Here is a 23,572-nt window from a genome sequence, read left to right as displayed (position 1 = left end):
GTTGGACACGGGGCCTCTCAGCGGTCGGGTAGCCGGATGGGGTTGACGATGTCGGCGGTGACCGTGAGCAGGACGATCGCGCCACCTATGAAGACCAGCACCATGGTGACGCCGGCCAACTTGTTGTAATCCACGGGTCCGCCGGGCGCCATTCCGCGCAGTCTGCGCACTGTGTCGCGGACCTTCTCGTAGAGCGTGATGGCGATGTGCCCGCCGTCGAGCGGGAGCAGCGGCAGGAGGTTGAAGACGCCCACGAAGAAGTTAAGCGCCGCCAGCATGAGCACGAACACTTCCCAGATGCCCTGCTCAGCGGCGTCCGCGCCGATGACGCTGGCGCCGACCACGCTGACCGGGCGCTCCATGTCGTCCTCACCGCCGATCGCGCGCACCACCGCGGGGATCTTCTCCGGGAAGGCCAGCAGCCCTTCCCACGTGCGGGCGAACATCTGGCCGGTGAACTCAATGGTGGCGCCGAGGCCCCCGACGAGCCCGTACTCGATCGTGGCGCTCGGGGCGACGCCGACCGCGCCGACGGTCTCGACCCGGTTGTCCTTGCCCGGCTCCGAGCCGAGGGCGACGCGCTGGACCGTGGCCACGTCGACGGTGAGCGTGCGCTGCTCGCCGCCGCGCTCGATGAGGAACTGGGCGGGCCCGCTCAGCTCGCGGACCCGCGTGACCAGGTCGCGCCAGCCCGCCACCGGGGCGCCGTTGACGGCGAGGACCTCGTCGCCCGCCTGGATGCCCGCGGCGGCCGCCGGGGCCGGGTCGCCCGCCGCGCACGGGGTCAGCCGCAGCGTGTCGGCGTCCTGGCTCGCGGCGGCGCAGTCGGTGGTGCCGACGATGGCGCGGTCTTCCCAGTTGGGCAGGCCCATGGACAGGGCCATCGCGAACAGGATCAGGAACCCGAGGATGAAGTGCGTGATCGAGCCCGCGGACAGCACCACGACGCGCTTCCACACGGGGTAGCGCCACATCGCGCGCGGCGCCTCCTCCGGGGTGACCGGGTCGAGGGCGGTCATGCCCGCGATGTCGCAGAACCCGCCCGCGGGGATGGCCTTGAGGCCGTACTCGGTCTCGCCGCGGCGGAAGGAGAAGATTTTCGGGCCGAAGCCGACGAAGTACCGGCGGACCTTCATGCCGAAGGCCTTGGCGGTGAGCATGTGCCCGGCCTCGTGCAGGGCGATGGACACGCAGATGCCCAGCGCGAACAGGACGAGGCCGAACAGCCACACGATCACGGTCGGTTCCCTCCCTGCCCGGCCGGGTCGGCCGGGGTCTCCACCGCGAGCAGCTCACGTGCCCGCGCGCGTGCCCAGGCCTCCGCGGCGAGCACGTCCTCGACGTCGCGCGGCGGACCGGACCAGCCGTCGGCGGCGTCGAGCACCCTGCCGACAGTGTCCACAATGGCTGTGAAGGTGGTGTGGCCTTCGCGGAAAGCGGCCACGGCCTCCTCGTTCGCGGCGTTGTAGACCGCGGGCAGGCAGCCGCCGGTCGTGCCCGCGGCGCGGGCGAGGCTGATCGCCGGGAAGGTCTCCTCGTCGACCGGCTCGAAAGTCCAGGTCGCCGCCGCGCTCCAGTCGCACGGCTTGGCCGCGCCGGGCACCCGGTCGGGCCAGGCCAGGGCGAGCGCGATGGGCAGGCGCATGTCCGGCGGGCTGGCCTGGGCGAGCGTGGAGCCGTCGCAGAACGACACCATCGAGTGAACTATCGACTGCGGGTGCACGACCACGTCGATGCGGTCGTAGGGGACGTCGAAGAGCAGGTGCGCCTCCATCAGCTCCAGCGCCTTGTTGACCAGGGTCGCGGAGTTGATGGTGATGACCGGGCCCATCGCCCAGGTCGGGTGCGCCATGGCCTGCTCAGCGGTGACGGAGGCCAGCTCGGCGCGGGTGCGGCCGCGGAAAGGGCCGCCGGACGCGGTGAGGATGAGCCGGTCGACCTCCTCGGCCCGGCCGCCGCGCAGCGCCTGCGCCATCGCCGAGTGCTCGGAGTCCACCGGCACGAGCTGACCGGGCTTGGCCGCGGCCAGGACCAGGGGGCCGCCCGCGATCAGCGACTCCTTGTTGGCCAGCGCGAGGGTGGCCCCGGTCGCCAGGGCCTTGAGGGTGGCGTGGAGGCCGATCGAGCCGGTGATCCCGTTGAGGACGACGTCGGCGGGGGTGGCCTCGATGAGGTCGGCGACGGCGTCGGGGCCCGCGAAGACCCGCGCGTCCGGGATGGCGGCGCGCACGTCGGCGACCGCGCTTTCCCTGGTCACGGCGATGGCTCTGACGTTGTGGCGGCGGGCCTGGGCGGCCAGCAGCGCCGGGTCGGCCCCGCCCGCGGCGAGCCCGGCGACGCTGAAGCGGTCGGGGTTCGCGGCCACGACGTCGAGTGCCTGGGTGCCGATCGACCCGGTGGAGCCGAGCACGAGGAGGGAGCGCTGGGGAGTCATCGACACCCATTGTCCCCGATGCCCGCTCCCCCGGGGCAGGCCGGGGCGTGGCGTCGCCCATAGGGCCATTCGGCCTAATCAGGAATTTGTCTGATTGAACAGCGCACGGGGGTGGCACTTGACCGGCAGAAGCAACCGCGCCGCCGCGGTGCGGTGGCGCATTTGGAAGGAGTACCGATGGGCATTCTCGGCTGGATCGTTCTCGGCCTCTTGGCCGGCCTTATCGCCAAGGCCATCATGCCTGGTAGGGACCCCGGTGGCATCATCATCACGATCCTGCTGGGCATCGTTGGAGCCGTTCTCGGCGGATTCCTCGGCAGCGCGATCTTCGGGCGTGGAGTTCAGGAGTTCTTCGACATCGGCACCTGGTTGCTGGCAATCGGTGGCGCCCTGATCCTCTTGGCCATCTACCGCGTCGTCGTGGGCAACCGAGCCCGAACCTGACGCGACCTGACTCACACCGGGCACGGACACCCCACCGTGCCCGGTGTGTCAGTATGTCCGCGATCGGATAGTCGCTGATCGACTCGTGGGAGGACACCGTGGCAGGCACTGGGCTGGAGAAGCGGAAGAAGACCGCGGTCTCCGGGCACACGGTGAGCCCGGCCGAGGAGCCCTCGGCCGAGTGGGGCTGGCACGGCGACTTCCGCGTGGGCACCCCCGTGGCGGGCATCCTGGTCGGCCTGTCGATGTTCGCCATGCTGATCGGCAACCACTCCGGCTGGACCGAGAACCTGTGGCTGATCGCCGTCGGCGCGGGCCTGCTGGCAGGCATCGCCTGGATGATCCACAAGCGCCGCACGTCCTGGCGCCGGTAATACCAGTCCCGAGGTTTCGAGCCCCGGGACACTTGTCGGCCTCCGCGGATTCGGGTTCCCATTCCCGATCCGACGGGAGGCCGAATCATGACTTTCGCGGGTTCCAGTCTTCGGCGACTCTAGCCCTCAGCGCCTCTAGCCCTCGGCGGCGAGCTGGCCGCAGGCGGCGGCGATCTCCTGACCGCGGGTGTCCCGCACCGTGCACGACACCCCGGCGGCGTTGACGCGGCGGACGAACTCGCGCTCCACCGGCTTCGGTGAGGCGTCCCACTCGCTGCCCGGCGTCGGGTTCAGCGGGATCACGTTCACGTGCGCCAAGGGGCCCAGGTACTTCCGCAGGAGCTTGCCCAGCAGGTCCGCGCGCCACGGGTGGTCGTTGACGTCCCGGATCAGCGCGTACTCGATCGACACGCGGCGCCCGGTGCGATCGGCGTAGAGGCGGGCGGCCTCCAGGACCTCCGCGACCTTCCAGCGCGTGTTCACCGGCACCAGGGTGTCACGCAGCTCGTCGTCCGGGGTGTGCAGCGACACCGCCAGGCGGACGCTGAGCCCCTCCTCCGCCATCTTCCGGATCGCGGGCACCAGGCCCACCGTCGAGACCGTCACCGAGCGCTGGGAGATGCCCAAGCCGTCCGGTGAGGGGTCGCAGATGCGGTGCACGGCGTCGATCACGCGGCGGTAGTTCGCCAGCGGCTCGCCCATCCCCATGAACACGATGTTGCTCAGCCTGCCGGGCTCGCCCAGCTCGCCGTCGCGCACGGCGGCCGCGGCGGCGCGGACCTGGTCGACGATCTCCGCCGTGGACAGGTTGCGGTCGAGGCCGCCCTGGCCGGTGGCGCAGAACGGGCACGCCATCCCGCAGCCCGCCTGACTGGACACGCACAGCGTGGTCCGGTCGTGGTAGCGCATCAGCACGCTCTCCAGCAGCGTCCCGTCATGCGCGCGCCACAGCGTCTTGCGGGTGTCGCCCTCATCACAGGTCACGTGCCGGACCGGGGTCAGCAGAGGGGGGAGCAGCGCCTCCGCCAGGCGCTCGCGCGAGGCGGCCGGGATGTCGGTCATCGCCGCAGGGTCGGCGGTCAGCCTGCCGAAGTAGTGCGTGGACAGCTGCGCGGCGCGGAAGGGCTTCTCGCCGAGGTCGGCGACGGCGGTGCGGCGCTGTTCGGCGGAGAGGTCGGCCAGGTGGCGCGGCGGCAGGCCGCGCTTGGGCGCGTCGAAGACGAGAGGAAGCGAGGTCATAGCCCTTCCAGTGTCCCATGGCGGACGTTCCCGGTTCACCGTTGCATCGCCGATAGGTTCCGATATATCGTTGAGCTATCGCGAGCGGTTGCTCGTGGAACCCGAAGGAGACAGGATGCGAATCGGACACTTTCCCCGCGGCCCCTGGTCCCGGCCTGAGCACCACTTCCACCAGGAGGAGCACATGACACCGCCGTTTCCCCCGTTCCCGCAGGTTCCCCCCGGCCCGCCGCCGCCCTTCGGCGGCTTCGGGCGGCACCGCGGCCCGCACAGCCGCAAGCGGCGGGGGGACGTCCGCGCGGCGGTCCTCGCCCTGCTCGGCGAACGGCCGATGCACGGCTACGAGATGATCCAGGAGATCGACGCCCGCAGCGGCGGGGCGTGGAAGCCCTCTCCCGGCTCGGTCTACCCGACCCTGCAGCTGCTCGCTGACGAAGGACTCGTCCGCGGCATGGACAGCGAGGGCGGCAAGCGCCTGTTCGAGCTCACCGACGACGGCCGAGCCGCGGTCGGGCGACTCGGGGAGACCCCGCCGTGGGAGCACGCCGCCGCGGGCGTCGACCCGGCCGACCGGTCGCTGCGCGAGGCGATGGGCCAGCTCGGCGTCGCGGTGATGGGCGTGGCGCAGGCGGCCTCCTCCGAGCAGAAGGCGCGGGCGGTCGAGGTGCTCGACGAGACCCGCCGCCAGCTGTACGCGATCCTCGGCGAACGCTAGGAGACCAGCCCGGCGGGCTTGCGCCGGACCAGCACGCGGTAGCCGACGGTGAACTCCACGCCGGTCACCTCGGCCGCCGCGCGCGCGGCCACCGCCGCGGAGAACTCGATCCGCAGCACCGACACCAGCGTCGCGCGGTCCGGGAACCGCCACACGGTCGAGACCCGGTGCCGCTGGAAGCCCTGGCGCTCGAAGAACGCGTCCACCGCGGCGCTGTCGTAGCTGGGGATGTCCGCGCGCAGCCAGCGCCCGTAGGGCGGGCGGGCCGCGTCGAGGTCGACGATCACCAGCGCGCCGCCGGGGCGCAGCACCCGGTCGGCCTCGCGCAGGCCGGGCTCGCACCCGGGTCCGAAGAAGTACGCCGTGCGGGCGTGCACCACGTCCGCGCTCGCGTCGGCCAGCGGCAGCGCCTGCGCCGAGCCCGGCAGCACGCGCACCCCGCCGCGGGCCCGGGCACGGGCCTGCTCCACCAGCGGCGCGTGCGGCTCGACGCCCACCACCGACGCCGCCCGCCCGGCGAAGCGCGGCAGGTGGAAGCCGCTGCCGCAGCCCACGTCGACCACGTCGCCGGTCCAGTCGGCCACCTCGTCCAGCACCCGCCAGACGGCGCCGTCGACGTCCTGGGCGCGGTTCTCGGCCTCGTACACCTCGGGCCAGTGCCAGATGTTGGGGCTCGGCACGATCTGCGGGGCGCGCAGCGCCGACACCAGCTCCCGAGCACGCGACACCATCCCCACCCCCACAGCAAAGCACAAAGAGACAACCGGATCACTGCTGACGAAATTCACCCGTTCTAGCTAATGTCGCAGAATGGTTACCGACGCGATCAGCGCCGCCGACGACTTACCCGAAGGCACCCCGGGAAAGCCCTGCTGGGTCGAGGTCGCCAGCAAGGACCCCGCGGGCTCGGCGGCCTTCTACAGCGCTCTGTTCGGCTGGGAGTTCCACATCGGGGAGGACGGCTACCGGGTGGCGATGGCCGACGGCGTCCCCGTCGCGGGTCTCTACACGCCGCAGGGGGATCAGCCCGGCCAGTGGACGCTCTACCTCACCGTCCACGACACGGGGAACACCGCGGACCGGGTGCTCCAGCTCGGCGGGGAGATCCTGACCGAGCCGCGGGAGGTCCCGGGGCAGGGCGGGCTGCTGATCGCCGCCGATCCCAGCGGCGGCCCGATCGGCTTCTGGCGCCAGGACCGCGGCTGGACCCTGGGCACCGGCTTCCCCGGCGCGTTCACGTGGGCCGAGCTCAACACCTGGGACGGCGAGGCCGCGGACACGTTCTACGCCACCCTGTTCGACTTCGACATCACCCAGATAGGCGACGGCGTCGTCTACGACTACACGACGTGGTCCATGCGTGGCGAGGACGTCCTGGGCAGGCTGCGCATGGGCAAGGAGTTCCCGCGCGACCGCCCGCCGTACTGGATGGTCTTCTTTGAGGCCGCGCCCGAGATCGGGGTGGACGCGCTCGCCGACCGGGCCCGCACGCACGGCGGAACGGTGGCCGTCCCACCCTTCGACTCCCCCTACGGCCGCGCCGCCGTCCTGCGCGACCCGCGCGGCGCGGAGTTCAGCGTGCTGGACCGCTCGCTGACGATCGTCCCCGACGACGAGATCGGCGCCGAGGTCGACGACCCGTACGACAACTAGACGGCGACAACCAGACGGCGACAACTCAGACAGGCACGAACAACTGCAACAGCAGCCAGGACACCACGGCTGAGGGCAGCAGCGAGTCCATGCGGTCCATCAGCCCGCCGTGGCCGGGCAGCAGCGTCCCCATGTCCTTGATGCCGAGGTCGCGCTTGATCACGGACTCGACCAGGTCGCCCAGCGTCGCCGTGGCCACGATCGCCACGCCGAACACCATGCCGTGCCAGACGACGCCGCCGAGCAGGTAGTGCACGCTCAGCGCGCCCGCGGCGACCCCGGCGGCCAGCGAGCCCGCGAAGCCCTCCCAGGACTTCTTGGGGCTGATCGTGGGCGACATCGGGTGCCTGCCGAACAGCACGCCCGCCGCGTAGCCGCCGGTGTCCGAGGACACGACCAGGATCATGAAGCACAGCACCCGGGCCGCGCCGTCCTCCGGGACCACCAGCATCGCGGCGAAGGCGGCGAACAGGGGAACGTACGCGACGGTGAACGTCGAGGCGGCCACGTCCCGCACGTATCCCTGGACGCCGCCGCGGAACCGCCACACGAGGGCCGCCAGCACGGTGACCACGAAAGCCGCCAGCAACCCGCTGCGGCCGAACGGCCACGACAGCCACACCATGGCCTGCCCGCCGACGAGCACCGGCCACCGGGCGACCCTGATGCCCGCCGCCCGCTCCAGCGCCCCGGCCAGCTCCCACGTCGCCACCGCGACCGCCGCGGCCACGATGCCGACGAACACGTGCCGCACGGTCAGCAGGGCCAGCAGGATGCCCCCGCCGAGCACCACCCCGACCGCGATGGCCGCGGGCAGGTTGCGCCCAGCGCGCGACCCGGCAGCCGCCGTCGCGGCGGTCACCGGGCCGTCCGAGGACATACTCACGTTCGCGCTCCCCCGCTCAGACCTCGAGCAGCTCGGTTTCCTTGTGCTTGACCAGCTCGTCGACCTGGTGGACGTACTTGTCGGTCAGGTTCTGCAGTTCCTTCTCCGCGCGCACGACGTCGTCCTCGCCGGACTCGCCGTCCTTGACCAGGCGGTCCAGCTCCTCCTTGGCCTTGCGGCGGACGTTGCGGATCGACACCCTGGCGTCCTCGCCCTTGGCCTTGGCGAACTTCACCATCTCCTTGCGGCGCTCCTCGGACAGCTGCGGGAACACCACCCGGATGATCGTGCCGTCGTTGCCGGGGTTCACGCCGAGGTCGGAGTCGCGGATCGCGCGCTCGATCGCCTGCAGCTGACCGGCGTCGTAGGGCTTGATGACGGCCATGCGCGCCTCGGGAATGGCGATGCTGGCCATCTGGTTGAGCGGGGTCTGCGCCCCGTAGTAGTCCAACGAGATGCGGGAGAACATGGACGGCGTGGCGCGCCCGGTGCGGACCGTGGACAGGTCCTCCTTGGCCACCGACACCGCCTTCTCCATCTTCTCCTCGGCGTCGAACAGGGTCTCGTCGATCAAGGGGGACTCCTTGTCGTTCTCGGAAGGGGCGTGGGCGGGCTCACGCGGCGGGCGTGCTCACCACCGTGCCGATCCTCTCACCACGCACCGCGCGGGCGATGTTGCCCTCGGTCAGGAGGTTGAACACGATCATCGGCATGTTGTTGTCCATGCACAGGCTGAACGCGGTCGCGTCGGCGACCTTCAGGCCGCGCTCGAGGACCTCGCGGTGGGTGATCTCGGTGAACATCTTGGCGTCGGGGAACACCCGGGGATCGGCGTCGTAGACGCCGTCCACGGCCTTGGCCATCAGCACGACGTCGCACCCGATCTCCAGCGCGCGCTGGGCGGCGGCGGTGTCGGTGGAGAAGTACGGCATCCCGACCCCGCAGCCGAAGATGACCACGCGGCCCTTCTCCAGGTGCCGCTCGGCGCGGCGCGGGATGTAGGGCTCGGCGACCTGCCCCATGGTGATGGCGGTCTGCACGCGCGTGTCGATGCCCTCCTTCTCCAGGAAGTCCTGCAGCGCGAGGCAGTTCATGACCGTGCCGAGCATGGCCATGTAGTCGGCGCGGTCGCGGTCCATGCCGCGCTGGCTCAGCTCGGCGCCGCGGAAGAAGTTCCCGCCGCCGATCACCACCGAGGTCTGCACCCCGCCGCGCACGACGTCGGCGATCTGGCGCGCCACGGTGTAGACCACGTCGGGGTCGACGCCGACCTCGCCGCCACCGAACATCTCGCCGCCGAGCTTCAGCAGCACCCGGCGGAACCCGGTTTGTGTCACGTAAGACCCCTCCTCGTGACTATGCCCCGCCCTCGGGACACCGAGGGCGGGGCATAACACTAATCCGTGGACAGCGAAGGCCGTCGGTCAGGACTGGCCGACCTCGAACCGGGCGAAGCGGGTGACGGTCACGCCCGCGTCCTCCAGGATCGCCTTGACGGTCTTCTTGGAGTCCTGCACGGAGGACTGCTCCATCAGCACGACGTCCTTGTAGAAGCCGTTGACGCGGCCTTCCACGATCTTGGGCAGGGCCGCCTCCGGCTTGCCCTCCTCGCGCGCGGTCTCCTCGGCGATGCGGCGCTCGCTGGCGACGAGCTCCTCGGGGACCTCGTCGCGGGTGACGAAGCGCGGCTTCATCGCGGCGATCTGCATGGCCGCGGCGCGGGCGGCGTCGGCGTTGCCGCCGGTGTACTCGACCAGCACGCCCACGGCGGGCGGCAGGTCGGAGGAGCGGCGGTGCAGGTAGGTGCTGACCTCGCCGTCGAACAGCGCGACGCGGCGCAGCTCGAGCTTCTCGCCGATCTTGGCCGAGAGGGCCAGCACGGCGTCGCCGACGGTGCTCCCGTTCAGCTCGACGGCCTTGAGCACATCGACATCGCCCGCGGCGGCGCCCTTGGCCGCGGCCAGGATGCTGTCGGCGAGCTGCTGGAACTCGGCGTTCTTGGCGACGAAGTCGGTCTCGCAGTTCAGCTCGACCATGGCGCCGTCGGCGGCGGCGACCAGGCCCTGCGCGGTGGTGCGCTCGGCCCGCTTGCCCACGTCCTTGGCGCCCTTGATGCGCAGGATCTCGACGGCCTTCTCGAAGTCGCCGCCCGCCTCCTCCAGCGCCTTCTTGCAGTCCATCATGCCTGCGCCGGTCATTTCCCGGAGCCGCTTCACGTCGGCCGCGGTGAAGTTCGACATCGTGCGTTCGTTCCTTCGGTTACGCGCGTTGATGAGGGTCGGCGTCTGTGTGAGACGACGCCGCGTCAAAAGAGCCGCCCAGGCCCGCTGTGACACCCGCGGGCCTGGGCGGCGGGTGCTCAGCTCTGGGCAGGGACCTCAGCGGCGGGGGCCTCGGGGGCCTCGGCGGCAGGGGTCTCGGCGGCAGGGGCCTCAGCCTCAGCGGCGGGGGCGGCCGGAGCCGCGGGGGTCTCGGAGCCCACCAGCAGCTCCTTCTCCCACTCCGGCAGCGGCTCGTTGCCGACCTCGGGCTTCTCGGCGCCGTTGCGCGCGCCGGAGCGCGCCATCAGACCGGCGGCGACGGCCTCGGCCACGACCTTGGTCAGCAGCGCGGCGGACCGGATCGCGTCGTCGTTGCCCGGGATCGGGTAGTCGACCTCGTCCGGGTCGCAGTTGGTGTCCAGGATCGCCACGATCGGGATGTGCAGCTTGCGCGCCTCGCCGACCGCGATGTGCTCCTTCTTGGTGTCCACGATCCAGACGGCGGAGGGGACCTTCGCCATGTCGCGGATACCGCCGAGGGTGCGGTCGAGCTTGTCCTTCTCGCGGGTCAGCATCAGGATCTCTTTCTTGGTGAGACCCTGGAAGCCGCCGGTCTGCTCCATCGACTCCAGCTCCTTGAGGCGCTGGAGGCGCTTGTGCACGGTGGAGAAGTTGGTGAGCATGCCGCCCAGCCAACGCTGGTTCACGAACGGCATCCCGACGCGGCGCGCCTCGTTGGCGATCGCCTCCTGCGCCTGCTTCTTCGTGCCGACGAACATGATGCTGCCGCCGTGCGCGACCGTCTCCTTCACGAACTCGAAGGCCCGGTCGATGTAGGTCAGCGTCTGGCGCAGATCGATGATGTAGATGCCGTTGCGGTCGGTAAGGATGTACCGCTTCATCTTCGGGTTCCAGCGGCGGGTCTGGTGCCCGAAGTGCACGCCGGAATCCAGCAACTGCTTCATGGTGACGACGGCCATGGCCGGGATCGCACCTCTATCTCGCTTGGGCGCACCTGGACCTGGGTGGGTCAGGTGCGCGAACTCGGTTGCCGCGACGGACCCGGTGGGACCGTCGCCCTGGTGCTGTGCGGGTCCCCGGACCCGGTGGTGTTCCCACCGCCGGGACCGCCCGGGCACCTGATCGCCGTGGGCTTTCGACCACGGCGGATGCACTGGCACGCGAAGTCATCCCACGAAAGTCGGGATGCGTCGAGAAGTGTACGCCGGTCGGGTCCGGGCAGGTGAATCGCGCCCGGCGGTGGAGTTGTCCACAGGCCGGGGAGTAGGGGTGGCCGGGGTGCGGCGGGGTTGGGAATCCTGGTCACATGGCTTCTCACCAGCTCGGACTCCGGCTCCGCGTGATCATCGTCTTCGTCGCGGCCGTGGTGCTCGCGCTCGTGGCACCCCAGAGCACCGCCGGGCCGTCGGTGCGGGACGGCCCGGGATGGGTCTGGCCGCTGGAACCGGCGCCCCCGGTGGCCCGGCCGTTCACCCCGCCGCCCGGTCCGTACGCGGCGGGGCACCGGGGCGTGGACCTGGTCTCGGCGCCGGGCGCGGTCGTGCTGGCCGCCGCGGACGGCGTGGTGGTGTTCGCCGGGCGCGTGGTCGACCGCGACGTGGTGTCCGTGGCGCACGCGGGCGGTCTGCGGAGCACGTACGAGCCGGTCACCCCGTCGGTCGGCGTGGGGGCACGCGTGCGCGCTGGGGAGCCGATCGGGGTGCTGGTCGCCGGGCACCGCGGCTGCCCGGCCCCCGCCTGCCTCCACTGGGGCTTACGCCGCGAGGAGACGTACTTCGACCCGCTGTTGGCCTTGCGGCCCCTGCGGGTCCGGCTGCTGCCGCTGTAGCGGGTTGGGCCCGTCCTAGACGTCCACCGTCTCCAGCAGCTTGGCGCGCAGGCGCAGGACCGCGCGGGTGTGCAGCTGGCACACCCGGGACTCGGTGACGCCGAGGACCCGGCCGATCTCGGCGAGGGTGAGGTTCTCGAAGTAGTAGAGGGTCACCACGATGCGGTCGCGCTCGGAGAGGCGGGCGATCGCGGCGGCGAGGAGCCTGCGGTTGTCCTGGTCGACGAGGGTGGCGACCGGGTCGTCGGCGGTCTCGTCCTCGAGGGTGTCGGCCAGGGAGGTGGTGCCGCGGCCCGCGGCGGCCAGCTCGTCGAGGGCGATGACGCTGGTGAGCTGGAGCTGGGCGTAGACATCGCGCAGCTCGGAGAGCGACAGGCCCAGCTCGTGGGCGAGTTCGGCGTCGGTCGGGGTGCGCTGGAGCTTGCCGCCGAGGCGTTCCATGGCGCGCTCGATCTCGCGGGCCCGGCCGCGGACGGTGCGCGGCACCCAGTCCTGCGCGCGCAGGTCGTCGAGGATGGCGCCGCGGATGCGCTGCATGGCGTAGGTCTCGAACTTCAGGCCGCGCTCGGGCTCGAACTTCTCGATCGCGTCGACCAGGCCGAAGATCCCGGACTGGATGAGGTCGCCGACGTCGACGTGCGCGGGCAGCCCGGTGCCCACCCGCCCGGCCACGTACTTGACCAGTGGCGCGTAGTGCAGCACGAGCCGGTCGCGCAGCATCTGGGCGCGCTGGTCGCCGTAGTGGCGCCAGAGGGCGACGATGCCCGCCTCGACGTCATCGGCGGTTCGCTGGTCGCCGGGGAGAACGCCACCGGGGCGACCGTGGCCGTTCACCTGGCTCGCGGCCTCCGGCGAGCGCTGCACCGGTGTCCGCGAACCTTCCCCGGTGTCATCGGGAGCGGGGATGGGTTCGGTCATGGATCGCCTTCAGCCGTTCGACGGTCACGTGAGTGTAAAGCTGGGTCGTTGACAGCGTAGCGTGACCAAGTAACTCCTGGACGCTACGAAGGTCCGCTCCCCCCTCCAACAGGTGCGTGGCGGCCGAATGGCGTAGCCCGTGGGGCCCGACACCGGGCACCCCGGACACCGACTCGACGGCGTCCCGCACGATCCGCCGCACGCTTGCAGGCTGCAACCTGCCGCCGCGAGCACCAAGCCACACTGCCGGCGGGGAGTAGTCCCGGGCAAGGGCTTGCCTGCCCTTATCGAGCCAGACCCGCACCGCCGCCGCCGCCGGAGCGCCGAACGGGACGACCCGTTCCTTGCTCCCTTTCCCCATCACCCGGACCAGCCGTTTACCGGTGTCCACATCATCGATGTCGAGACCGCACAGCTCAGACACCCGGACACCGGTGGCGTAGAGCATCTCGACCATCGCGTGGTCACGCAGCGCGACCGGATCAAGCTGCTCCGCCCCCGACGCCGAGGCCGCCATCACCTCCGCGGCCTGATCCTCTCTCAGCACGATTGGCAACCGGCGCTCCCGCTTCGGCGCGACCAGGCGCATGCCGACATCCGCCGTGAGATGGCCCCGCCTGCACGCCCAGGCGGTGAACGTCCGCACCGCGGCCGCCCGCCGCCCCAACGTCGCCCGCTCGGCCCCCTCCGCCCTCAGCCACGCCAACCACGCCCGCAGAGTCGCCAGCTCGATGCCCGCCACTCCACCCTCCCCCGCGAACCCCAACATCGACACCACGTCCCCCACGTAGGCCCGCACCGTGTGCGGCGAGAGCCCCCGCTCCAACCCCAGGTGGCGCTCGAACTCGTCGACGATTCCCCGATCCGCCTCGCGCAGACCGGCCCGCACCTCACCCAGGTCCACCCGCGACCCCGAACGCGCCATCCCCCGACGCTGCGCCTCCAACGGCCCCGGGTCAAGTACCGCCACGCCGGATCGATCATCTCCGGGGGGCCGGGACCGGCCGTGAACTGAGGTTTCCGTCAGGAATCCGGCGAGTTGTCCACAGGCGGGAAATCGGGGTGGCCGCGGGCAAAGCGCCCCCGCCACTGTCGAAAGGGAGAAGACCACCGACGGCAGGAGCCCCCATGCCCAACCACATCGCACTCGGCGCCCGCGGCGAGGCCGTGGCCGCCCGCTACCTGCGCGAATCAGGTCTGCGCATTGTCGAGCGGAACTGGCGCTGTCCGCTCGGCGAGCTGGACATCATCGCCGAACACCGCGGCGCGCTGGTGTTCTGCGAGGTCAAGACCCGCCGCTCGACCGATTTCGGCACCCCGGCGGAAGCGGTGGACGACACCAAGGCCGACCGAATCCGGCGGCTGGCCACGCGCTGGCGGCGGGACAACGGAATCCCACCGGGCCCCATGAGATTCGACATCGTCGCCGTTTTGTGGCCGCCTGGGCGCCAACCCACCGTGCGACACCTTGTGGGGGTGTTCTGATGTCGTCCCGGCGACTCGGCCCGCGCTGTCCGGCGGGGGTGCGGTGATGGCCATCGCCCGCGCCTGGTCCGTCGCCCTGTTCGGGGTGGACGGGATTCCGGTCGAGATCGAGGCCGACATCGGCGGGGGCAAGCCCGGCACGCACATCGTCGGGCTGCCCGACGCCGCGCTGAGCGAGGCCAGGAACCGGGTGCGGGCCGCGGCCCGCAACAGCGGGCTGAGCTGGCCCGACCAGATGGTCACCCTCGGCCTGTCACCCGCCGCGCTGCCCAAGGGCGGCGCGGGGTACGACCTCGCCCTCGCCGTGTCGGTGCTGGTCGCCGAGGACGAGCAGCCCGCGCGGGCGCTGGCGGACACCGTCCTGCTCGGCGAGCTCGCCCTCGACGGCAGGCTGCGGTCGGTCCGCGGGGTGCTCCCCGCCCTGCTGGGCGCCCGGCGGGCCGGTCTGCGCCGAGCCGTGGTCCCGCGCGACGCGCTCGCCGAGGCGTCCTTGGTCGGGGACATGGAGGTCCTCGGCGCGAGCACGCTGGTCGAGGTGTTGGCCTGGGTGCGCGGCGCGGAGGACAGCCTCAGCCGACCGGAGCCGGTCCCGCCGAGGCCGGTGGACTCCACCGTCGACCTCGCCGACGTCGTCGGGCAGCCGGAGGCCCGCTGGGCCCTGGAGATCGCCGCGGCGGGCGGCCACAACATGCTGCTGACCGGGCCACCGGGGACGGGCAAGTCCATGCTGGCCCGCCGCCTGCCCGGCCTGCTCCCGGCCCTCAGCCGGGACCAGGCGCTGGAGGTGACGGCGATCCACTCCGTCGTGGGCGCGCTCACCGCCGAGACCCCGCTCATCATCAGCCCGCCGTTCATCGCCCCGCACCACACCACCTCGGTGCCCGCGCTCGTCGGCGGCGGCGCGGGCCTGGCCCGTCCCGGGGCGATCAGCCGGGCGCACACCGGAATCCTCTTCCTCGACGAGGTGGCCGAGTTCGGCAGCGACCGGCTCGAAGCGCTGCGCACCGCGCTGGAGGAAGGCGAGATCAGGCTGGCGCGCCGCGACGGCGTCCTGCGCTATCCCGCCCGGTTCCAACTGGTCATGGCCACCAACCCGTGCCCCTGCGCGCCGCCCCGGGAAACCGACTGCACCTGCTCGCCGCTGGCCAGGCGCCGCTACCTGGGCAAGCTGTCCGGCCCCCTGCTCGACCGGGTCGACCTGCGGGTGCGGACCAAACCCATCACGACCATGTCCCGCACCGAGGACTCGGCGCCGGAGGGCACCGCCGAGGTCAGGACCCGGGTCGAGGAGGCCCGCGCGCGGACGCTGCGCCGCTGGTCGGCCCACGGCTGGCGCACCAACGCCGAGGCGTCCGGCCCGACCCTGCGCCGGGAGCACCGCCTCCCCCGCGAGGCGACCGCCCTGCTCGACCGCGGCCTGGCCACCGGCGTGGTGACCGCCCGCGGCGCCGACCGCTGCCTGCGCGTCGCCTGGACGCTCGCCGACCTGGCGGGCGTCGCCACACCCACCGCCGACCACGTGGCCACCGCCCTGCAGTTCCGCGACCGCAGAGCGGCCTGAACATCCACAGTAGACACTCATCCGAAGGGGAACCTGTTATGACTGACGAGATCCGCCTGGCCCGCGCCTACCTGCTCCGCGTCGCCGAACCGCCCGCGGCCGCGCTGGCGATGCTGGTCGACCGGGTCGGGCCGGTCACGGCGGCCGCGCGGGTGCGGGCCGACGACGTGCCCGACGCGGTGCGCCAGGAGACCTCGGCGCGGCGCGAGATCGACCAGGCCGCCGCGGACCTCGCCGAGGCCGAGCGGGTCGGCGGACGCCTGATCGTGCCGGAAGACCCGGAGTGGCCCGGCTGGCCGCTGCTGTCGCTGGCCAACGCGTGGGCGCGCGGCCTGCGGTGGGCGGCGCCACCGCTGGGCCTGTGGGCGAGGGGCAGACCCGGGCTCGACGAGGCGCTCCAGCGGTCGGTCTCGGTCGTGGGAGCGCGCGCGGCGAGCCCGTACGGAGAGCACGTCGCCGCGGAGTTCGGGTACGGGCTGGCCGCCGCCGGGCTGGCGGTGGTCTCCGGGGCGGCGTTCGGGATCGACGCCGCGGCGCACCGCGGCGCGCTGGCCGCCGAGGGGTGCACGATCGCGGCGCTGGCGTGCGGCGTCGACCAGCCCTACCCCGTCGCCCACACGACGCTGCTCGACCGGATCGCCGAGACCGGGCTGGTCCTGAGCGAGTACCCGCCGGGCACCCGGCCTGCCAAGCACCGCTTCCTCGTGCGCAACCGGCTGATCGCCGCCCTCACGGCGGGCACCGTGGTCGTCGAGGCCGGGGTGCGCAGCGGCGCCCGCAACACCGCGTCCTCGGCGGGCGCCCTCGGCAAGGCGGTCCTGGCCGTCCCCGGGCCGATCACCTCGGGGATGTCGGCGGGCTGCCACGAGCTGCTGCGCTCCGGCACGGCCACCGCCGTGTGCTCGGTGGCCGACGTGCTGGAGCAGGTGGGCGCGATCGGCGCCGACCTGGCCGAGCCCGCGACAGGGCCGACCCGCCCCACCGACGGGCTGGGCGCGGACGCGCTGCGCGTGCACGAGGCGCTGCGGCCCCGCAAGGGGCTCTCCGCCCGGGAGGTCTCAGCGGAGGCGGGCGTGCCGCTGGAGCGGGTGCGGGCGCTGCTGACCGAGCTGGAGCTGACCGGCCTGGCCGCCGAGGGCGACGGGGGGTGGCGCCGTGCCGTGCTCAGCCGTTGAAGGGACCGTCCTCGGGCAGGCGGAGGTCGGGCTTGTCGAGCTCCTCCACGTTGACGTCCTTGAACGTGATGACGCGGACGTTCTTGACGAACCGGGCGGGCCGGTACATGTCCCACACCCAGGCGTCGGACATGCGGACTTCGAAATACACCTCGCCATCGGCGTCTCGGACCTGGACGTCCACCCCATTGGCCAGGTAGAAGCGTCGTTCGGTCTCCACGACGTAGGCGAACTGGCCCACGATGTCGCGGTACTCCCGATAGAGCTGAAGCTCCATCTCGGTCTCGTACTTCTCGAGATCCTCCGCGCTCATGTGCCGCGCGCCCCTCCTGGTCGTGCTCCAAGCCTGCCGCTCACTGCGGAGACGCACCATTCTGGACCACGGCCGCCGCCGCCACACTCAGCGCCACCCGGTGTGGCGCGCGCAGTCCATGCCGACGGCCCGCGCCGGCCACGTTGACGAACGACCAGCGGTGTTCCGGGGTCGGCCCGTGCTCGACCAGCGCGCGGCTGTGCAGCGGCGTGCAGTAGCCCTTGTGCACGTCGAAGTGGTACTGCGGCATGGTCTCGTGCAGCTCGGCCATGATGCGGTCGCGGGTCACCTTGGCAAGCACCGAGGCGGCGGCGACGCAGGCGGCGGCCTGGTCGCCCTTCAGCACCGGCAGGTGGGGGGCGGTCAAGCCGGGCACGCGGAAGCCGTCGACCAGGACGTAGCCGGGGTGCACGTCCAGGCGGGCGACCGCGCGGCGCATGCCCTCGATGTTGGCGACGTGGACGCCGCGGCCGTCGACCTCGGCGGGCGGGATGACCACGACGGCGTAGTCGACCGCGCGGGCGCGGACCAGGTCGTACATGCGGTCGCGGGCGGTCGCGGTCATCAGCTTGGAGTCGGTGAGGCCGTCCAGCCGGGCGGCGTCGCCCGGGCGCAGCACGCAGGAGGCGACGACCAGCGGTCCGGCGCACGCGCCGCGGCCCGCCTCGTCGACGCCCGCGACCGGACCGAGGCCGCGGCGGTGCAGCGCGGTCTGCAGGCCCCAGTTGCCCGAGTCGCGCCGCAGCACGGCGCGGGGCGGGCGCAAAGCCGTTGTCAACCAAGCGCTCCTTTCACCCGGCGCACCCGCCAAGGATGCCGCCGTCCGATGGGGCGATCAATCACTACCGGCAATTACTACCGGAGGGCACTGACGATCGAAGCCTATGCACCCGCCGGGTGAGCCAGAGGACCGGCCAGGCCGCGGCCAGCGCGATGCCCGCGGGGATGCCCGCCTGCCATGCCGGGGCGGAGAGGACCTGCGGGTTGTCATCACTGACGCCGCCCCAGCGCGCGGGCGGCAGGATGATCGTGCGGGCCTTGCCGATGACGTTGTCGACGGGCACCAGCCCGTTCGCCCCGCCGCCGCCCTGGGTGCGGGAGTCGCCGGAGTTGTTGCGGTTGTCGCCCATCACGAACAGCATGCCCGGCGGCACCGTCACGGGGCCGAACTCGGCCTGGCGCTCGTCGCCGCGGCCGGACTGCCAGTGCAGGTACGGCTCGGTCAGCGGTTCGCCGTCGACCTTGACCCGGTTCTGCTCGTCGCAGCACTCCACGGTCTGACCGCCCACGGCGATCACCCGCTTGACCACGTCGTCCGCGCTGGGCTCTGCCAGGCCGAAGGCCGAGCCCATGTCCTGGAGCCAGCCGACGACGGCGTTGTCCGAGCGCGTGCCGCCGATCTCGGCGTGGGTCCAGGTGGCGGGCCGCTCGAACACGACGACCTCGCCCGGGGTCGGCTCGCCGAACCAGTAGGCGACCTTGTCCACCAGGATGCGGTCGCCGTAGCAGCCGGGGCAGCCGTGCAGCGTGCGCTCCATCGACTCCGAGGGGATGAGGAACACCCGCGCGAAGAACGTCTGCAGCACGATGGTCAGGACCAGCGCGACGCCGATGAGCAGGGGCAGCTCCACCCAGAACGGCCGCTTCTTCTTGCGCGGCTTCCCGGGCTTGCCCGGCTGTTCGGCTTGTTCCGGCTGTTCGGCCTGTTCCGGCTGTTCCGGTTGCTCCGGCCTGTCCTCGTCCGACACGGGCCCGGCCCTACCGGCGCACGGCCGCGCGCAGCCGCCTGCTCAGCACCAGCACCGGCCACGCGGCGGCGAGCCCGATCCCCGCCGGGATGCCCGCCTGCCACGCGGGCGCGGAGAGCGCCTGCGGGTCGTGGTCGCCCACGCCCTGCCAGCGCGAGGGCGGCAGGATGATCGTGCGGGCCTTGCCGACGACCTTGTCGACCGGCACCAGCCCGTTGGGGCCGCCGCCGCCCTGCGACCGGGAGTCGCGGGAGTTGTTGCGGTTGTCGCCCATCACGAACAGCATCCCCTCGGGGACGGTGATCGGGGAGAACTGGGCCTGGTCCGCGGACGGGTCGACCTTGTACAGGTACGGCTCGGTCAGGGACTTGCCGTCGACCTTCACCCGGTTCTGCTCGTCGCAGCACTCCACGGTCTGACCGCCCACGGCGATCACCCGCTTGACCACGTCGTCCTCGCTGGGCTCGGCGAGGCCGAACTGGGCGCCGAAGTCCTGGAACCAGGACACCACCGGGTTGGACGAGCGGGTCGCGCCGCCGAAGCTGTCCCAGGTGTCGGGCCGCTCGAAGACCACGACGTCGCCGGGCTCGGGGTCGTTGAAGTAGTAGGTGACCTTGTCGACGAGCACGCGGTCGCCGGTGCAGCCGGGACAGCCGTGCAGGGTCTGCTCCATCGACTCCGACGGGATCACGAACACCCGCGCGATGAACGACTGGATCAGGATGGTCAGGACCAGCGCGACGCCGATGAGGATGGGCAACTCCACCCAGAAGGGTCGCTTCTTCTTGTCCTTCTTACGGGGTTCGGCGACGTCGATGTTCTCGGCGCCGTGGTCGTCCTTCGCCCCGGCACCGTCTGGCTCCGACACCTAATCCGCCTTCCTGCTGATCAAGGACTTCTTCACGCGGCGGCCGAGCCAGAGCACGGGCCACGCCGCGGCGAGGCCGATCCCGGCGGGCAGCCCTTGCTGCCAGGCGGGCGCGGCGATCGCGGGGGGCGCCTGCGGGTTGTGGTCGCCGACGCCCTGCCAGCGCGAGGGCGGCAGGACGATGGCCCGGACCTTCCCGATGACCTTGGTGATCGGGACGACGCCGCGGATGCCGCCGCCACCCTGGATGCGCGAGTCGGCCGAGTTGCCGCGGTTGTCCCCCATGACCCACAGTGTGCCCTCGGGCACCGTAACGGGTGCGAACCGCTGGCGCTCGTCGGGGCCGCCGGTCTCCCAGTGGACGTAGGGCTCGTCGAGCGCCTTGCCGTCGACCATCACCCGGTGCTCGGCGTCGCAGCACTCCACGGTCTGCCCGCCGATGGCGATGACCCGCTTGACGAAGTCCCGCTCGTCCGGCGGGGCGACGCCCACGAGCGAGCCCAGGTACCGCAGGCCCTTCAGCACCGGGTTGTCCCCGCTGCCGTCGATGCTGACCTCCTCGCCGGTCCAGGAGTTCGGCCCCTGGAAGACGACGACGTCGCCGGGCAGCGGGTCGTGGAAGTCGTAGACCATCTTGTCGACGAACACGCGGTCGCCGGTGCAGCCGGGACAGCCGTGCAGCGTCTGCTCCATCGACCCGGACGGGATGGAGTAGACGCGGCCGACGAAGTGCTGGATCAGGAAGGTGAGCACCAGCGCGACACCGACGAGGGTGAGCAGTTCGCGCCACAGCGGCTGCCTGCGGGGCTCGCGGCGGTGCTTGCCGTGCCTGGGCTCGTCGCCGGACTCCGCCGCCTCACCGGACTCACCGGCCTCGCCGGACCCACCGACCTCGCCGGACCCGTCGGGCCGCGGCTCGTGGGGCCGCGGCTCCTCAGCCCGCGACTCGTCCCTGCCTGCTTGTCCGTCGAGTGGGGCGCGCTGTGGGACGTGCCCGGTGGCATCGCCGTCTCGGCTGTCTCGGCCGCCGGGGATGGCGGGCGCGGGCGCGTCGTCGGGCAGGGCCCTGCGTGGGGTGTACGCGGTCGCCTCGCCGTTGCGTGGCTCGTCCGCGGTGGGGGGCTCGTCATCGAACAGGGCGCGCCGGGGGGTGTAGGCGGTCGCCTCCCCGTTGGTCGCCTGGCCACCGGGTGCCTGAGCACCGGATGCCTGCCCATTGGGCGCCTTGGGCCGCGGTGGGACCTGCGGGATGACGGCGGTGGTCTCGGTGTCGGCGCCGGTGTCAGGGCCGGGGCTGGGGCTGGGGCCGGGCTTCAGGTCGCGCCGCGAGACCGGTTCGGTGATGTGTTGTGAGGTGTCCGGCGGGGGCACGGCCCGGCGGGACAGGGGCTCGGTGCGGTGCTCGTGGTCGGGCGTGGCCGGGGGGAAGCGCAGCGACGGCGAGTCCGCGGGGGTCGGCCAGCGCGGGTCGGGCTGAGCGGGGGTGAAGAAGATCGACGGCGGGCCGGTCTCGGCCGGACCCCGGCGCTCCCGGCCCGCGGCGGGGGTGGCGTCACCCGGTCGGGGCGGCGGGTGGGCGGGCCCGGCGGGGTGGCCGTTGGCGGGTGGCTCCAGCGGGGGCAGCGCGTCCTCCGACAGCGGGGCGCCGAACCAGAACTGGGCGTCCGTCGGACCTGCCTGGGGACGGCGAAGGCCCGAGGCGCCGTTCACCGGCATCCCGTTGCGGGGCGCGGTGGGTGGAACCTCGGGCCGACGGTCGAGCGGGTCCCGGTGCTGCTCCTGGGGTGCGCGAGCACCCGGAGGCACGCGTCGGGAAGGGCGATCGACCACGCACGTCAGAGTACGTGAGCCGATGTGCTCCCCGCGTCAGGAAGCGGGCTGGCGCTCGCGCTTCTCCTTGATCTTGGCGGCCTTGCCGCGCAGCTCGCGGAGGTAGTACAGCTTCGCGCGGCGCACGTCGCCTCGGGTGACGACCTCGATCTTGGCGATGTTCGGGGTGTGCACCGGGAAGGTGCGCTCGACGCCGACACCGAAGGAGATCTTGCGGACCGTGAAGGTCTCGCGGACGCCGCCGCCGTGGCGGCGGATGACCACGCCCTGGAACACCTGGACGCGCTCACGCGAGCCCTCGATGACTCGGACGTGGACCTTGAGGGTGTCACCCGGGCGGAAGGCCGGGACGTCGGAGCGCAGCGACTTGGCGTCCAGGGCATCCAGGGTGTTCATCGGTAATCCGTCCTCAGTGCTGAGCAACTTGGTCGTCTTACAGGCCGACCGCGGGCGGCGTGCAACCGAACAGCCGGCCAGTGGGTGGTCTGCGGCGCGCATCGGCAGGTGCCGGGCGCGGCAACCCGGAAAGTATGTCAGACCGGGGGGGCACTTCCGAAATCGACCCCCGTCAGGTCCCCGATGACGGCGCGATCGCGCAGGTCGAGGGCGTCTTCGGCAAGCGCGGCCAGCAGGTCGGGCCTGCGGTCCAGGGTCCGCTCCAGGGCACGGTCGCGGCGCCAGCGGGCGATGGCGGCGTGGTTGCCCGAGCGCAGCACGTCGGGCACCGCCAGGTCGCGCCAGACCTCGGGGCGGGTGTAGCTGGGGCCTTCGAGCAGGCCGTCGGAGAAGGAGTCCTGGGCGGCCGAGGCCGGGTTGCCCAGCACGCCGGGCAGCAGCCGGGCCACCGCCTCGACGATCACCATGACCGCGACCTCGCCGCCGACGAGCACGTAGTCGCCGATGGACACCTCGTCGACCGGCATCCGCCGCGCGGCGTCGTCAACGACCCGCTGGTCGATGCCCTCGTAGCGCCCGCAGGCGAACACCAGGCGGGGCACGGTGGCGTACTCCTGGGCCATGGCCTGGGTGAACGGCCGCCCGGCCGGGGTCGGCACGACGAGCCGGGCGGGCTCCCCCGCGCAGACCTCGTCGAGCGCCTCGCCCCACACCTGGGGCTTCATCACCATGCCGGGGCCGCCGCCGTAGGGGCTGTCGTCCACGGCCTTGTGCACGTCGTGGGTCCACTTGCGCAGGTCGTGGACGTCGAGGCTGAACAGGCCGCGCTCGATGGCGCGGCCCAGCAGCGCAGCCCTCAGCGGCTCGAGGTACTCCGGGAAGATCGTGACGATGTCGACGCGCACGGCTACTCGATCAGCCCCTCAGGCGGGTCGAGCACGACCCGACCGCCGGGGACGTCGACCTCGGGCACGATCGCCGAGACGAAGGGCACCAGCACGTCCGCGCCCTCGGCGCGGGCCACGACCAGCAGGTCGGTCCCGGCCGTGTGCTCGATGTCGCGGATGGTGCCCACGACCGTCCCGTCGCCCAGCACGGCGGCCAGGCCGACCAGTTCGTGGTCGTGGTACTCGTCTGGGTCCGACGGCGGCGGCAGGGCCGCCTGGTCGGCCAGCAGCAGTGCCCCGCGGACCGCCTCGGCGGCGTCGCGGTCGGGGACCTGCTCGAAGCGCACCAGCAGCCGCCCGGAGTGCCACCGGGCGGCCGCGATGGTGAGTACGCGGACAGTGCCGTCCTTGAAGCGGGCGTCGACGGACGCGCCGAGGGCGAAGCGCTCCTCCGGCGAATCCGTGCGCACGTCGACGGTCAGTTCCCCGCGGATGCCGTGCGCCTTGGCCACCCGGCCGACGACCACCTCAGCCAT

General features: G+C 72.2%; 27 protein-coding genes. 8 read left to right on the top strand and 19 right to left on the bottom strand.

Features of this window, described 5'->3' with window-relative positions:
• Positions 1 to 17: 17 nt before the first annotated feature.
• Positions 18 to 1,238 carry a M50 family metallopeptidase gene (locus ACTG9Q_RS07595; protein ID WP_455571897.1) on the bottom strand — a complete coding sequence of 407 codons (1,221 nt, stop codon included), beginning with the start codon at positions 1,236 to 1,238 and terminating at the stop codon, positions 18 to 20.
• A complete protein-coding gene (gene dxr, locus ACTG9Q_RS07590; RefSeq protein WP_455572038.1) occupies positions 1,235 to 2,434 on the bottom strand; it encodes a 1-deoxy-D-xylulose-5-phosphate reductoisomerase in 1,200 nt (399 codons plus the stop codon). Before dxr ends, ACTG9Q_RS07595 begins: the two co-directional genes overlap by 4 nt.
• 177 nt (positions 2,435 to 2,611) lie before the next feature.
• Between dxr and ACTG9Q_RS07585 the strand changes: the two genes are divergently transcribed.
• Together ACTG9Q_RS07585 and ACTG9Q_RS07580 are read left to right on the top strand one after the other, a co-directional pair.
• The gene (locus ACTG9Q_RS07585) at positions 2,612 to 2,878 is read left to right on the top strand and encodes a GlsB/YeaQ/YmgE family stress response membrane protein (protein WP_455571896.1); all 267 of its coding nucleotides are present in this window, start codon (positions 2,612 to 2,614) and stop codon (positions 2,876 to 2,878) included.
• A gap of 98 nt (positions 2,879 to 2,976) precedes the next feature.
• Positions 2,977 to 3,252: a DUF2631 domain-containing protein gene (locus ACTG9Q_RS07580; protein ID WP_455571895.1), complete on the top strand. Its 276-nt coding sequence runs from the start codon at positions 2,977 to 2,979 to the stop codon at positions 3,250 to 3,252.
• 135 nt (positions 3,253 to 3,387) lie between these two features.
• On the opposite strand, the gene rlmN is transcribed toward ACTG9Q_RS07580, so the two are convergent.
• On the bottom strand, positions 3,388 to 4,491 hold the full coding sequence (rlmN, locus tag ACTG9Q_RS07575; protein WP_455571894.1) for a 23S rRNA (adenine(2503)-C(2))-methyltransferase RlmN: 1,104 nt from the start codon (positions 4,489 to 4,491) through the stop codon (positions 3,388 to 3,390).
• Between the two features lie 184 nt (positions 4,492 to 4,675).
• Here rlmN and ACTG9Q_RS07570 point away from each other — a divergent pair, with 184 nt between their 5' ends.
• The gene (locus ACTG9Q_RS07570; protein ID WP_455571893.1) at positions 4,676 to 5,206 is read left to right on the top strand and encodes a PadR family transcriptional regulator; all 531 of its coding nucleotides are present in this window, start codon (positions 4,676 to 4,678) and stop codon (positions 5,204 to 5,206) included.
• Here the strand turns inward: ACTG9Q_RS07570 and ACTG9Q_RS07565 are convergent.
• Positions 5,203 to 5,937 (bottom strand): class I SAM-dependent methyltransferase, encoded by a 735-nt coding sequence (locus tag ACTG9Q_RS07565; protein ID WP_455571892.1) that lies wholly within the window; start codon positions 5,935 to 5,937, stop codon positions 5,203 to 5,205. The genes ACTG9Q_RS07570 and ACTG9Q_RS07565 overlap by 4 nt on opposite strands.
• A 79-nt stretch (positions 5,938 to 6,016) precedes the next feature.
• On the opposite strand from ACTG9Q_RS07565, the gene ACTG9Q_RS07560 reads away from it, so the two are divergent.
• Positions 6,017 to 6,859, top strand: a complete 843-nt coding sequence (locus tag ACTG9Q_RS07560; protein WP_455571891.1) for a VOC family protein — start codon at positions 6,017 to 6,019, stop codon at positions 6,857 to 6,859.
• Positions 6,860 to 6,884: 25 nt separating this feature from the next.
• On the opposite strand, the gene ACTG9Q_RS07555 is transcribed toward ACTG9Q_RS07560, so the two are convergent.
• The 5 genes from ACTG9Q_RS07555 to rpsB all read right to left on the bottom strand — a co-directional run bounded on the left by ACTG9Q_RS07555 (position 6,885) and on the right by rpsB (position 10,986).
• A complete protein-coding gene (locus ACTG9Q_RS07555; protein WP_455572037.1) occupies positions 6,885 to 7,739 on the bottom strand; it encodes a phosphatidate cytidylyltransferase in 855 nt (284 codons plus the stop codon).
• A 22-nt stretch (positions 7,740 to 7,761) separates the two neighbouring features.
• Positions 7,762 to 8,319, bottom strand: coding sequence for a ribosome recycling factor (frr, locus tag ACTG9Q_RS07550; protein ID WP_455571890.1), 558 nt, complete (start codon positions 8,317 to 8,319; stop codon positions 7,762 to 7,764).
• A gap of 40 nt (positions 8,320 to 8,359) precedes the next feature.
• Positions 8,360 to 9,082 (bottom strand): UMP kinase, encoded by a 723-nt coding sequence (gene pyrH / locus ACTG9Q_RS07545; RefSeq protein ID WP_455571889.1) that lies wholly within the window; start codon positions 9,080 to 9,082, stop codon positions 8,360 to 8,362.
• 87 nt (positions 9,083 to 9,169) lie between these two features.
• Entirely contained in the window at positions 9,170 to 9,985 is an 816-nt protein-coding gene (gene tsf, locus ACTG9Q_RS07540) for a translation elongation factor Ts (protein WP_455571888.1), read from the bottom strand.
• A gap of 119 nt (positions 9,986 to 10,104) precedes the next feature.
• Complete coding sequence (gene rpsB / locus ACTG9Q_RS07535; protein WP_455571887.1) at positions 10,105 to 10,986, bottom strand: 30S ribosomal protein S2; 882 nt, start codon at positions 10,984 to 10,986, stop codon at positions 10,105 to 10,107.
• Positions 10,987 to 11,333: 347 nt separating this feature from the next.
• On the opposite strand from rpsB, the gene ACTG9Q_RS07530 reads away from it, so the two are divergent.
• A complete protein-coding gene (locus ACTG9Q_RS07530; RefSeq protein ID WP_455571886.1) occupies positions 11,334 to 11,855 on the top strand; it encodes a M23 family metallopeptidase in 522 nt (173 codons plus the stop codon).
• Between the two features lie 15 nt (positions 11,856 to 11,870).
• Here the strand turns inward: ACTG9Q_RS07530 and ACTG9Q_RS07525 are convergent, their stop codons facing one another.
• Both ACTG9Q_RS07525 and ACTG9Q_RS07520 read right to left on the bottom strand, forming a co-directional pair.
• A complete protein-coding gene (locus ACTG9Q_RS07525; RefSeq protein ID WP_455571885.1) occupies positions 11,871 to 12,773 on the bottom strand; it encodes a FliA/WhiG family RNA polymerase sigma factor in 903 nt (300 codons plus the stop codon).
• On the bottom strand, positions 12,745 to 13,698 hold the full coding sequence (locus ACTG9Q_RS07520) for a tyrosine recombinase XerC (RefSeq protein WP_455571884.1): 954 nt from the start codon (positions 13,696 to 13,698) through the stop codon (positions 12,745 to 12,747). Before ACTG9Q_RS07520 ends, ACTG9Q_RS07525 begins: the two co-directional genes overlap by 29 nt.
• Positions 13,699 to 13,901: 203 nt before the next feature.
• Between ACTG9Q_RS07520 and ACTG9Q_RS07515 the strand changes: the two genes are divergently transcribed.
• From ACTG9Q_RS07515 to dprA, 3 genes are read left to right on the top strand one after another with little or no spacing between them, the layout of a single operon-like run.
• Positions 13,902 to 14,258, top strand: a complete 357-nt coding sequence (locus ACTG9Q_RS07515; RefSeq protein ID WP_455571883.1) for a YraN family protein — start codon at positions 13,902 to 13,904, stop codon at positions 14,256 to 14,258.
• A gap of 46 nt (positions 14,259 to 14,304) precedes the next feature.
• Positions 14,305 to 15,819, top strand: a complete 1,515-nt coding sequence (locus ACTG9Q_RS07510; RefSeq protein ID WP_455571882.1) for a YifB family Mg chelatase-like AAA ATPase — start codon at positions 14,305 to 14,307, stop codon at positions 15,817 to 15,819.
• A gap of 38 nt (positions 15,820 to 15,857) precedes the next feature.
• Entirely contained in the window at positions 15,858 to 16,994 is a 1,137-nt protein-coding gene (dprA, locus tag ACTG9Q_RS07505) for a DNA-processing protein DprA (protein ID WP_455571881.1), read from the top strand.
• Here the strand turns inward: dprA and ACTG9Q_RS07500 are convergent.
• From ACTG9Q_RS07500 to rimM, 8 genes are all read right to left on the bottom strand, one after another.
• On the bottom strand, positions 16,984 to 17,307 hold the full coding sequence (locus ACTG9Q_RS07500) for a DUF2469 domain-containing protein (protein ID WP_451897463.1): 324 nt from the start codon (positions 17,305 to 17,307) through the stop codon (positions 16,984 to 16,986). The genes dprA and ACTG9Q_RS07500 overlap by 11 nt on opposite strands.
• A 40-nt stretch (positions 17,308 to 17,347) precedes the next feature.
• Entirely contained in the window at positions 17,348 to 18,085 is a 738-nt protein-coding gene (locus ACTG9Q_RS07495) for a ribonuclease HII (protein ID WP_455571880.1), read from the bottom strand.
• Positions 18,086 to 18,149: 64 nt separating this feature from the next.
• A complete protein-coding gene (gene lepB, locus ACTG9Q_RS07490) occupies positions 18,150 to 19,055 on the bottom strand; it encodes a signal peptidase I (RefSeq protein ID WP_455571879.1) in 906 nt (301 codons plus the stop codon).
• 10 nt (positions 19,056 to 19,065) lie between these two features.
• Positions 19,066 to 19,872: a signal peptidase I gene (gene lepB / locus ACTG9Q_RS07485; RefSeq protein WP_455572036.1), complete on the bottom strand. Its 807-nt coding sequence runs from the start codon at positions 19,870 to 19,872 to the stop codon at positions 19,066 to 19,068.
• Positions 19,873 to 19,923: 51 nt separating this feature from the next.
• Positions 19,924 to 20,958, bottom strand: a complete 1,035-nt coding sequence (gene lepB, locus ACTG9Q_RS07480; protein WP_455572035.1) for a signal peptidase I — start codon at positions 20,956 to 20,958, stop codon at positions 19,924 to 19,926.
• An 831-nt stretch (positions 20,959 to 21,789) separates the two neighbouring features.
• Positions 21,790 to 22,149: a 50S ribosomal protein L19 gene (gene rplS, locus ACTG9Q_RS07475; protein ID WP_455571878.1), complete on the bottom strand. Its 360-nt coding sequence runs from the start codon at positions 22,147 to 22,149 to the stop codon at positions 21,790 to 21,792.
• A gap of 137 nt (positions 22,150 to 22,286) precedes the next feature.
• On the bottom strand, positions 22,287 to 23,054 hold the full coding sequence (gene trmD / locus ACTG9Q_RS07470) for a tRNA (guanosine(37)-N1)-methyltransferase TrmD (RefSeq protein WP_455571877.1): 768 nt from the start codon (positions 23,052 to 23,054) through the stop codon (positions 22,287 to 22,289).
• A 2-nt stretch (positions 23,055 to 23,056) separates the two neighbouring features.
• On the bottom strand, positions 23,057 to 23,572 hold the full coding sequence (gene rimM, locus ACTG9Q_RS07465; protein ID WP_455571876.1) for a ribosome maturation factor RimM: 516 nt from the start codon (positions 23,570 to 23,572) through the stop codon (positions 23,057 to 23,059).

It is taken from the genome of Actinokineospora lacus, from assembly GCF_053813445.1.
Note: the sequence above shows the minus strand (reverse complement) of the source record. Positions and strands in the feature narration are given on the sequence as shown.